The 11737-nt window shown below is 31.0% G+C and carries 11 protein-coding genes; all 11 read left to right on the forward strand.

What is annotated here, in order from left to right; translation table 11 throughout:
• Window positions 1-393: 393 nt before the first annotated feature.
• The 11 genes from D2K40_RS12230 to D2K40_RS12280 all read left to right on the forward strand — a co-directional run bounded on the left by D2K40_RS12230 (window position 394) and on the right by D2K40_RS12280 (window position 11717).
• Window positions 394-2517 carry a zinc-ribbon domain-containing protein gene (locus D2K40_RS12230; protein ID WP_117156365.1) on the forward strand — a complete coding sequence of 708 codons (2124 nt, stop codon included), beginning with the start codon at window positions 394-396 and terminating at the stop codon, window positions 2515-2517.
• 535 nt (window positions 2518-3052) lie between these two features.
• Window positions 3053-3883: a tyrosine-type recombinase/integrase gene (locus tag D2K40_RS12235; protein WP_117156367.1), complete on the forward strand. Its 831-nt coding sequence runs from the start codon at window positions 3053-3055 to the stop codon at window positions 3881-3883.
• Window positions 3884-3920: 37 nt separating this feature from the next.
• Window positions 3921-4373 (forward strand): hypothetical protein, encoded by a 453-nt coding sequence (locus tag D2K40_RS12240; protein ID WP_117156369.1) that lies wholly within the window; start codon window positions 3921-3923, stop codon window positions 4371-4373.
• Between the two features lie 220 nt (window positions 4374-4593).
• Window positions 4594-5733: a hypothetical protein gene (locus tag D2K40_RS12245; protein WP_117156371.1), complete on the forward strand. Its 1140-nt coding sequence runs from the start codon at window positions 4594-4596 to the stop codon at window positions 5731-5733.
• 884 nt (window positions 5734-6617) lie between these two features.
• Entirely contained in the window at window positions 6618-7304 is a 687-nt protein-coding gene (locus D2K40_RS12250) for a hypothetical protein (protein WP_117156373.1), read from the forward strand.
• A gap of 159 nt (window positions 7305-7463) precedes the next feature.
• Complete coding sequence (locus D2K40_RS12255; RefSeq protein WP_117156375.1) at window positions 7464-7829, forward strand: hypothetical protein; 366 nt, start codon at window positions 7464-7466, stop codon at window positions 7827-7829.
• Between the two features lie 113 nt (window positions 7830-7942).
• Window positions 7943-8173 carry a hypothetical protein gene (locus D2K40_RS12260; RefSeq protein ID WP_117156377.1) on the forward strand — a complete coding sequence of 77 codons (231 nt, stop codon included), beginning with the start codon at window positions 7943-7945 and terminating at the stop codon, window positions 8171-8173.
• Window positions 8174-8487: 314 nt separating this feature from the next.
• Entirely contained in the window at window positions 8488-9690 is a 1203-nt protein-coding gene (locus tag D2K40_RS12265) for an IS110 family RNA-guided transposase (RefSeq protein ID WP_117156379.1), read from the forward strand.
• 228 nt (window positions 9691-9918) lie between these two features.
• The gene (locus tag D2K40_RS12270) at window positions 9919-10284 is read left to right on the forward strand and encodes a hypothetical protein (RefSeq protein ID WP_117156381.1); all 366 of its coding nucleotides are present in this window, start codon (window positions 9919-9921) and stop codon (window positions 10282-10284) included.
• A gap of 103 nt (window positions 10285-10387) precedes the next feature.
• Window positions 10388-11077 carry a hypothetical protein gene (locus D2K40_RS12275; protein ID WP_117156383.1) on the forward strand — a complete coding sequence of 230 codons (690 nt, stop codon included), beginning with the start codon at window positions 10388-10390 and terminating at the stop codon, window positions 11075-11077.
• Window positions 11078-11192: 115 nt separating this feature from the next.
• Window positions 11193-11717 carry a 5' nucleotidase, NT5C type gene (locus tag D2K40_RS12280; RefSeq protein WP_117156385.1) on the forward strand — a complete coding sequence of 175 codons (525 nt, stop codon included), beginning with the start codon at window positions 11193-11195 and terminating at the stop codon, window positions 11715-11717.
• Window positions 11718-11737 lie beyond the last annotated feature (20 nt).

Consider the following 11737-nt stretch of genomic DNA (forward strand, 5'->3'; position numbering starts at 1 on the left):
ATGAGTATCTGTACAGGAACAACTGAAGTTAATGGTCATATCATTTAATTTATATGGTGAAAATATAATTATTTTTCATGATCGGGTCTTTAGTTCAACAACTCTAATATCTAGTATGAGCCAAAATATACATTATTCTATTTATTAAAATGTATATTTTGGCTCTTTGTTATTCACAATTCCCTATAAAATCATGACTATGATTAACTGATGCCTTGTTAATTTAAAAAGAGAAAGATAATTTCCAATAAAGTGTGTCAGTTAATTTAGCGGAAACAGTTTCATTCTAGATGACGGTCACACTACTCTAACTAAGTGGATTTAATTAATATAATTTCTGTTGAATATTATAGGGTGTTTTAGGATAAGTTGGTTGCTAGGAGGTGGAATCTAGTGGTCAAAAATAAAAGTCTCGATACTCTTTATCAGAAACTATTAAATAAACTTCAAAAAAAAGTAAAAATAGATTGGGAAGCAGTATTTGATAAAGAAAAGGAAATCTTTTTAAAAAAATTGAAGAGTGAGTTAAGTGAAGTCCCAGTTGTTAAAGGTTGGACAAAAGGTAAACCTATTACTAAAACTCACCCCAATATATTAAAAATATGGTCAAAAGCAAATGAAGATCTTGGTATTTTTCCTGAAAACTTTTCTGCTGGGACCCCTAAGCAGTGCGCAATTTTTAACTGTCCAAGAAATCCTCAGCACCCCCCGTATATTAAAAGAATTTTTTTAGTAGCTAATAAAGGTCAAGATTGTCCTTATTGTAAAAATTCAAAACTATGTCTTGAGAATTCATTCGGATATAAAAATCAAGCTTTTTTGCCTCTATGGATATCAAACGAAAATGATTATACACCATTTCATTTCAATGTCTCTTCATCTTACCAAGCTGCAATTTTATGTGGTGATTGCAAAAAAGAAGCTTTGAAGCATAAAATAACTAATTTAAGAGATATACGCTATTGCTCAAACTGCAAAAACAATAATAGGAAAATTGGTACAATTAAAAAAAATAAGTATCCCAAATTAGAGCGCTTATACGATGATTTATGGATGAATTTATTAAAAGGAAATTCTATAGATTGGGAAAAAGTAACTAAACAAGAAGAAAAAATATTAACTGAAGAAATATTAAGTAGTAATTTTAAAAAATTAAAGAAAATAAAATTAAAATTTACTCCAATCAGTGAATCTCATCCTAAATTAATTAAAGAGCAATGGCATACTGAAATTAACGATTTATTAGGGCTAAAACCAGATGACATTCCTGCAGGTTCTTCTCAATTTGCCGTCTTTTTTTGCGGAAGAAAGGATTTAAATCATCCTCCTCACCTTTCAAGTATTGCTAATAAAGTTTATCATAGTCAAGGTTGTCCATTTTGTACAAGTAATAAGGTATGTTTAACTAATTCTCTAGCATTCAATTCCCCTAACATTGCGTTAACTTGGAATAATGAATTAAATAATAAAGGAATTAATCCTTTTAAAATTACACCAGGCGGAAGTAAATATAAGTATTATTGGTATTGTCCTGAATGTAATAATGATAAATGGTACACGACTCCCAATGATCGTAAAAAATACAATTCTTGTAATAAATGTAGAAAAGGTTATAGCACATCATTTCCAGAACATGCAATATATTTTTACTTAAGGCGACTATTCAAGAATTGTGAGAACAGAGCTCTATTGGATGGATTTGAAATTGATGTTTTATTACAATCGTACTCAGTAGGTATAGAGTACAATGGTGAGTATTTTCATCATAATAAAAAAAAAGCAGATGCTCATAAACTTAGGGCAATGGAGGGGAAAATTGATTTACTTATAATAAAAGAGTCGGATAAAAAAATATTCCATAATTCAAAAAGACAATTTGTCCATAAAGTATCTAAAGGTTATGGATCAAAAGAGTATTTTAACACACTTGAAGAATGCATAAAAAAATGCATACATTATATTCTTAAAAAAAACCATAATATTACAAGGGTTGGTGAGTTTGATATTGATATAAAACGGGATCAATATATAATTCAAAAGGAAATTTCTCATAAATTGGATAACCATATTTTTCAAACTCATCCTTGCTTGAAAAGTCACTGGGATTTCGAAAGAAATAATAAGAACGGTATAAAACCAGAATCTTATACTTTTGGATCAAACAAATTTGCTTATTGGAAGTGTGAATGTGGGGAGACGTATAAACGTTACATTAAGACTATGAGTTATTCTAATAAAATAATTGGTTGCGATGATTGTAGAAAGAAATACTTTGCAAAAAAAATTGGGAGTTACCAAAGTACAATAAGTACAGTAGAAAAAAAAGATAATATAACTCAAACACATCCACAAATTAAATACATGTGGGACTATGAATTAAATGGAGAAATAAAACCTGAATATTTTAGAAGAGGATCTGCGAAAGAGGTTTATATGAAAATTAATGGAGAAACCAAATATATAAAGATTCATAATGCTATTAAAATTATTGAAAAGTCCTCAAACAAATTAATTTGAGGGCTTTTATTTTTGAAATTCATTTTCGAGTAGTAGAGAAGATAGAACGGATTTTTATATCAGTTAGAGACATCCTATTATTTGGATGATTCTTGTGTTTTCGTATCTATTCAATAAAATCCCCCTTAGTTTTCACCTTATAGGTCATAATAGTTCTTAAAATTTTTATTTTAAATTTAATAATTTTGATAGCCATTTTTTCTCCTTTTGCGATTAGATAAAGTAATTAAAGCAAAGTACAGTATAGAAGAATTATGATAATTTGTTGATATCAAATATCTGTCCATTCGACAAAAACATGTGGTAATAGTGTAAGGCTAAGATAGAAATCCATTTAGATAGTTTAAATGTTAATTTTATTTCTATTGTGAATTTTCACTTTAAAAAGAGGAGATTTGACATTTTATGACGAAATAAGTTATAAAAATAAGGGTAAAAACGGTAATGTATCCAGTATTTTATAAAAGAAATATTTCTTGCAAAAAGGGGAGCAACTTAGTTTATTTTAATTATCTTACTTATAGGTGGTAGTTCTATGATAGGTGAAGAATTAGTGTTGTTTAGAAAGTGGATGTCAAACCAAGATAAAGCGATTAAAACGATAAAGGAGTATTCAAATTCTATTGATTGTTTTAACGACTATCTACAGAAAAATAAATGTAGTCTGCTTTCGTTTAAGAAAGAAGATGCAATTAATTTCATAGAAGAAAAAAACAAAGAGAGTAAGAGTAAAGTAATCCTTAATCGTTATATAGCATCTGTAAATGCTTACTATGAGTTTAAAGAAGAAAACATCAGGCTTTCAATGAAAATGCTTATTGTAAGTGACATTCCAGCTGTCAATTCTAAAAAAATAACTATAATTAGTAAAGATGTTCAAGATTTAATGTATAAGTACGCCAATAAAACTTGGAAAAAGAGAAATATTTCTATGATATTATTAATTTTAGAAACAGGTATCAAATTATATGAATTAGTTGCATTAAATAGAGATGATCTTCACGTTATTAATGATAATCCTTATGTAACAATTAGAGGAAAGATAAGTAGAAATTTGCCAATATCTGAAGAATTATATTCCACTATCCTTAAATCATATAAAACAAGTGGATATAGCGGTGAATCCATGTTTAGTTCTCAGTTAAACAATAGGTGTAGCAGGCAGGCAACTGCGACAATCTTTAGTAATTATGGTCTCACAAGTCAAATTTTAAGGGATACCTACATATATAACCTAATTAACAGTGGTGTAGATACTTATAATATAGCTCAACTTGCTGGAATAACTACATCAGATCAGATGATTTCTAAGTTTTATAATTGTGAATATAAATTTATTAATAAATTCTTAGAAGTTCAGAATTGACGTTATACAACTACAATGATTCGAGGAGAATAAGATAATGAGTGATACTATCAAGTTAACAAAGGAAGATTTATATAGCTTTAAAACTGATAGAAAGGAAGCTATTAAATTAATTAGATACTACGCAGCACAATATGAAAGTAAAGTTCATTATGATGAACTAGGCCCGAGTTGTGTTGCCTCAGCTACAAAGACAGTTGACACTATAATTGGTTCTTCGTATTATTTGCAAGGTTATTTTATTATGCCTGACGAGATAAATGTTGAACGATTAGTAAGGTGGTTCAGAAAAAATAGAGATTATGATTTCGAAAAATCAGTAATAACTTTTTACTTTTCTATTTATATAAAAAGGAAGATTAACCAATTGTACAAGGATATTAATAATAATAGACTTGGCACTTCAGTTGTTATTGCAGGTACAACATTAAAAGAATTCGAAAGAGAATGTAACGTTCGTAATCAAGAAGGGGTAAAACTAATTCGGTAAAATACCTTTGTTGCAAACTCTTTACCTGATTGAACTAAAGGGATGCGCTTTAAATTATATTTATTCACGGAATTAGTATTATTGTTCAGTTTCCAATTATATTATCCAATCACCAAAAAATATCAGGAAGAGTCTTTTGATTATTATTGAGGTATGTGGGATAGTTTTTATGGGCACTAAAAGCTGAAATAATTTATTTGTTATTAAGAGGAGATGCGAAATGAAAAAACTTGTTTTTAAACAAGGGGATTCGATAATAAAGACAGCTGAAAATCACTTGATTAAGAAAAGAATAAAGAGGAAAGTGTTTATGCTGTTAGCATTATTGTTACTTTTTGTAGTAGGGTGCGGAACAGATCAAGCAGTAGAAGGTGAAGAAAAGGCAAAAAATCAAAGTGAAACAACTACAGAGGATAATGATTCATCTGAAACGAGTGAGTTGAAGCAGCCAAGTGTTGTGATGAAAGACAATTTAACAACCAATGAGGAAGAAACTGAAAATACAGGTGAAGAAGAAAATAATGAAAAAGAGCAGCAGGTAAAGCAAGAAGCTAATAAAGAGCAAGAAGAAACCCCAAAAGAAGAACCGATTGAAGAAAAGAAAGAAAAGGTTCAAGAAACTGATGCTTCTAGTGATGAAAAAGAAGAACCAAAAGAAGAAGTAAAAGAACGTGATACTTCTAATGATAAAAAAGAGGAACCGACTGAAGAAGTAACTGAAGAATCAAAAGAAGAAGTTAAGGAAGAACGTGATACATCTAACGATAACAAGGAAGAAGTGAAAAGCATCATAGCTTTTAATAAATTGTTTCCTATACGTCAAAGTAACACTGTTTCAAGTGAACAGCGACTAAAGGATCATAATAATACGTTGGAATATCCTGAAATGAAATATTATGTTGATCAACTTAATAAGGGTTTTGGTAATTGGGTAAAAGGGGCTTATAATTGGGATTATCGAAATACTAACAATAAATCTAGTTATCTAGCTTATCGTGGTGGGGGTTATTTCTATGATGGAAAGCCTATGTCAGCAAATGAACAATATAATGCTATTTATCAAAAAATTAAAGAATATCAATTTGTTATTAATTCTTCATTTAATTATAAGTATGAAGATATTTTTGTACATTCTACAAGAGGTGGTTACACCATTCACGGTGTAATGTCATTTAATTATACAAGTAATAACGGATCGAAGATAGAAGGGTTGCAAGCAGGAAAAACTTATAACGTTCGTGTCGAGGTAGAAATGAATTATGCAACACTAAAATCAACAGATAATTGGAATTTTTGGAATTATGGTGATTATGGTCTATTAACTATTACAGACGAACATTTTGTTAGTTCCTTTAATTAAAAAGAGTTTTTTGTGTATTGCAAAATAAAAGTGCATAGTATTGCAACTGTGAAATTGGGTAGCAACTTTACACGGAGAGGTTGGCATGCTAACCTTTAAGCAATACCATTTTTAAAGTTACTTTTCTGGTATTATTAATATTATTAGAAGTCGCGTTAATGTTATTGATTTCATTATAAGGGGCATTACATATGAGAGAAAATTCCTTATGAGCACCTTCATATAAAGGTTTAATGATGATGGAGGACACGAAGGAATATGCAGAAGAAATAGATTTGTCTATATACCCTGAATTAAATAATTTTGATGATTGCTATTTATACAGTAACTTGAATACATCAGGAGACTCATCAAAGATACTCTTGAAAAGAGTGAACCCCCACCCGTGACAGAACAATCACTTTAGGGTAGGGGTTCTTCTTTGTTCACCTTGTTTTAGCTAGGTAGTCCAGAGGGGATCTCCACCTGAACTCCTTACCGTGCTAACCGGGAATGTATCCAGCATTCTCGGTTATTTTATGTTTTCTTGTAAATATTATAACCTTTTTTTGAAAATAAGTCCATATCTACAAACCAACAGTAAAGCTTCTGAAGATTTGTAAAGAGAATAAGTAGTTCCGTTTCGGTGGAGACAAAACGAAATAACAAGTAAAATAGAGTGCAAAATAGCAATGGTTCTTTATTTTTTTATTGTTATGTCAACGTGATAATTCCTATGTTAATTAGTATGCGATTTGCCATGTTTGTTTTTGTAAACTGAGTAGGTAATTGTTATTTTATGTTAAAATAAATATAGAGTTTGTGAAGAAACGTACTTAAACTAACGTGGCAGTTAGTGGAACAATAAGCCAGAGTTAAATTGATTTTTTATCAAGGAGGTAATAATGAAAACACGAATTATCTATACTTTAGTAGCGATTATAATTATTGTTATTAGTATTTTTGGAGTTAGACAATATTTAGAAAATCAAAGATATGAAAGCTATTTATCTATGCAGGTAGCGAATGACATTTCCAGACTTACAGGTGATGTTCGAGTCAACCAAACCATTTATGATGAAATTTTAAATTCAAGGTCCCTATCCCAAGAACAAGTAGAAACTCTTTTTCACAATAATTATTCAATTGTAAACATTGCACAAGAACATAAAAATTTAGTCTTACAATTTAAGCGTTCTGGTCAAGAATTAGATAATATTCCAGCAAATAAAGCTAGTAATATTGCGTATTATTTCGAAGGACTCATTTGGGATATTGCGGAAAGACAAGGGATAGATGTAGCAAATAAAACGTCTCAATTCCCAATTGAACTTCCTAAGTCAGAATCCTATCCTATTAAAGATAAAGAGTTGGAAAAAATACAGATAATTAAAGGGATGAATGACATATGGCTTCAAACGATTGTCAATAATGTTAAGGGTGTTTCAGGCCAGGGGTATATAATTTCTGATATATTTTTTGATAAGTATGTGGACAAAGGAATCACTTCTGATTATTGGGTAAACGTTGCGGTAGAGATGGATAAAAAAACAAAAGAATACTTAGATAAAAATTATTTACATTTAAACTAGCATTATAAAGATTTATTAGGAACAGAGATTTAGTCTTTTCACTTATTAAGTTAACGGGTGGCGATAGTCCAAGAAGGATTATCGCTGCTTTTATAGAAATTATTGTATTAACGAAGCAGAATAATTCAATAAGAAATATTGAAAAAAGGGGAGAAAAATATGAAAATTAAAAATATCATCATCGCTGTATCTGTTTTACTAAATGTTGTATTGGGCTTTCTATTTTATAATGAGGCAACAAAAGAAGGTCCAGTTGATGTCGGACTATCGTTTAAAGAAGCAGTACGAGTTGAAAATTATGAAGTCGCTAAAAGACTAATAGCTGAAGACAGACAAGAACATATAAGTGATGAAACATTAAATAAAGTAAATGAAGTTATGAGTGCTGGTACCAGTTATAATACCTATGAATTATTAGAGTTTGATAATGGAGAAATGGTATTACTTAAATTAACACCAGATAAAAAATATGAAATACAAGATGTAGTAATGGTTCCTGATGAACTAAAATCTATCTTTAATTAAGAACTATCTTTACTGTGTTAATGGGTGCGATTGTTTAATAAGAACAGTCGCTTTTTCACTAAATGGCAGTAATACTGAACAACGATAACTCATTTGAAAAGAGGAGGATAAAAATGAATAATAATCCTAAATATACCAAAGCAAAACTAATTATTTCTGTAATTGGAATTATCATTGCATTAGTTGGTATTACTTTTGCTGTACTTAATCTTAGGTTATTAAATACTAATGGCGAGGAGACATCTAATGCCTTAGTAATACTTTGGAGCAATATTACAATCTTGTTTACAAATATAACTTTATTTATATTAAATCTAAATAATTACAAAAAATCTGCTAACTAAAAGTATGTTTTTTTTCAATAAAAGGAGTGCAAGAGTTTAACATCTCCTATTGTGCTAACGGGGGCTTTCGTATTATAAGGTTAACCAGAATTTACTGGTTGACCTTTTTTATATAGGACCTATTATATCAGTAGCCAGGGTAGGACGAACGGGTGCGTGGGACTATTGATCCCGTCAACTAAACTGTCCACCCCCTACTCATAGAAACATGTTTGAGGCTGGTTGAGACAATGATCTCGAATAACAAGCGAAGCTATGATACTAGGAGATGGATATAGGGGCACTGGTAAGTAAACAGGAGAGGAAGAGATAGAATGAATCCAGTAATTGGTCTGGATGTTTCAAAAGGGGAAAGTGAAGTTCAAGCCTTTTTAGATAAGAGAAAACCTTATAAAAAAAGCTTCAGTGTAATTCACAATAATGAGGGTTTAGAGAGTTTGCTTGGTTTTTTGATAGAAGTGGAGGATAAAAGTGGGATTAAACCAACAGTAATATTTGAATCTACGGGACACTATCACACACCAATTATTCAGTTTTTAGAGGAGAATGGTTACCTATACATTATGGTAAATCCGTTACTTTCTTATCAAGCAAAAAAATCAAGTTTACGTAAGGTGAAGACTGATGCAATAGATGCTTATAACTTATGTGAGCTTTACTATAAAGAAGAGTTAGAGCCATATAAGCAAAGGGGTATACAACTTCTAAATCTACGGAATCTATCAAGACAGCACGAAACAGTGACTGGTATTTATGTACAAACAAAACTACAATTCCATGCGATTTTAGATCAGGTATTTCCTGAGTATAGAGGGGTTTTTGGAGATTTATATTCAAAGGTTTCACTAAACACGTTATTAGAATTTAATACATCGGAAGCTGTTATGAAGGCTGGGGAAAATCGACTTACTGATAAAATTGCAAGTGAATGTGTAAGCAGGTCGGAGCGTTGGGCAAAGGATAGAGCTAAAAAGTTAGTCGAAGCAGCTCATCGTAACCCATTTAAGAACACATTATACCAGAGCCATTTAATTAGCCTTCAAATGTATATTCAAATGCTTCTTCAGTACCAAGAGCATCTTTCAAAGCTAGATGACCAGATAGATGCCCTGGCAGAAGAAATAGAAGAATATAAGATTATCCAATCGATCCCTGGCGTTGGTGGAAAAATCGCGGCAACGATAATTTCCGAAATCGGTGAGATCGAACGGTTTAATCACCCTAAAAAACTAGTTGCCTTCTCTGGTATTGATCCGAGTGTTCATTCATCTGGTAAGTTCACAGCAACGATTAATCGGATAAGCAAGAGAGGTTCAAGTCGATTGCGTCATGCCTTGTATATGGCAGCACTCTGTGGCATTCGTAGTTCTCGTAATAAAAGGCTTAGAGAGTTTTATGATCGCAAACGAGAAGAAGGGAAGCCATTTAAAGTAGCTATAATTGCGTGTACTAATAAGCTTATTCATTGGATTTTTATACTTTTGAAACGTAAAGAGACTTTCCTAGATTTAGCTTAAGAGTTATAATAAAGAAACTAACCCAAAACATTCCAATGGTATATGGGAAGGTTATTTGGCGTGAACATTTTTAGTATATCATTTTATTTAAAAGAATTTCACTGAAAAATATTGACTTCTATTAGCTGGTTTAGTGGAACAAGGGGCTGTTAATATCGCAGCACCTATTACTTATTGAACTAAAGCAGAAGAGTTGAATAAGAGATATTGAAAAAAGGGGAAATCAGTATGAAAATTAAAAATATCATCATCGCTGTATCTATTTTATTGAATATTGTTTTAGGCTTTCTATTTTATAATGAAACCACAAAAGAAGGACCAGTTGATGTAGGACTATCGTTTAAAGAAGCAGTCCGAGTTGAAAATTATGAACTCGCTAAAACACTAATAGCTGAAGGCAGACAAGAACATATAAGTGAGGAAACATTAAATAAAGTAAATGAAATTATGAGCAGTGGTACAAGTTTTAAAACTTATCAATTATTAGAATTTGATAACGGTGAAATGGTATTACTTAACTTAACACCAGATACAAAGTATGAAATACAAGATGTTGTAATTGTACCTAATGAACTAAAATCTATCTTTAAATAAGAAACATCTTTATTGTCTTAACGGAAGCTTTAGTGGAAGAAACCGTACCTTCTGTTATATCGCTACCTGACAGGAATGTTGAATAAATAAGGGGAAAGGTGATGTGGGAAATTATATGGTTTCTTTAAGAGTGCTGGTACCAATAATAACAGTTAGTTTAATTCTTGTAGGATGCCAAGAAGATGGAATGTTACTAGAAGAAAATCAAAAGTTAAAAACAGATTTAACGGAACTTGAGACTGAATTACAAAATAAGAAAGGTGAACTAGAAAAAATGTCTAGTAACCTTGATGACTATGCAGAAATAAATCGACAACTCGAACAGGAACTTGTAGAGGTGAATAACCAACAAGAGAACATACCAATATTTGATGTTTTTAACGAAAAGTTATTTGTTGCTTCAGACGTACTATCCCATGAGAACATAACAATAGCTAGGGTCAAGGAATTATTAGGGGAGCCAAATGAGTACGGGGAAGATCCAGCAGCACATGGTTCTGGAAAAGATATAACATTGACTTATGATGAAGCTACTTTCCATTTTCGGGGAGAAAATGAAAAAGCAGATATAAGGGCTTTAGTTATAAAAGAACCTTTTCTTACGACATCAGAGGGAATTACAATTGGTTCGACACAAGAAAAAGTAAGAAGTATATATGGAGAGTATATCAATGAGGAGTATTCCCACGATGAATACGATAATGTTATTTCCATAGGTGGTAAGACTGGTATGTCATTTAGAATTATTGATGACCGTGTTTCTGAAATCTTTATTTGGTTTTCATATGAATAAATAAGACAAGATACGCTTATTGTCTTCAACTATCGGAGAGCGTTTCTGTAATAAGGCAGGCATGCTTTATCATTAACGAGCAGAGTTTAAAAAGGTATTATTGGAGGAAATTTCATTGGAAAGAATTGCAATTGATATGGACGACGTTATAGCAGACCCTTTATCAAAACATCTAGCACTTTTTAATAAAAGATATAATGAGAACATTTCAATTAAAGACCTAGAAGGAAAATACTTAACAGAAGTGAGACCAGAATTACATCAAGAGATTTTAGATATACTGGCTGAGCCTACATTCTTTCGGGATTTAGACATCATTACAGACAGTCAGGAAGTTATTAAAGAGTTAAGTCAGCATTATGAAGTATTTATTGCAACAGCTGCAATGGAACTGCCGTCATCATTTACATCCAAGTATGAATGGTTAAAAGAACATTTTAGTTTCTTAAATGAGAGGAATTTTATTTTTTGTGGAGATAAAAGTATCATTAAAGCGGATTATTTAATTGATGATAGCCCTAGAAACTTTATGGGATTTGAAGGTCAAGGTATTTTGTTTACAAATCCATATAACCTTCATGTAACTGATTATGTTAGGGTGAATAACTGGCAAGAGGTTAGGGAATTTTTTCTAAAATAATAAAAGCTTATTCAACAAAC

Source organism: Paraliobacillus quinghaiensis, assembly GCF_003426025.1.
Taxonomy (GTDB): domain Bacteria; phylum Bacillota; class Bacilli; order Bacillales; family Amphibacillaceae; genus Paraliobacillus_A; species Paraliobacillus_A quinghaiensis.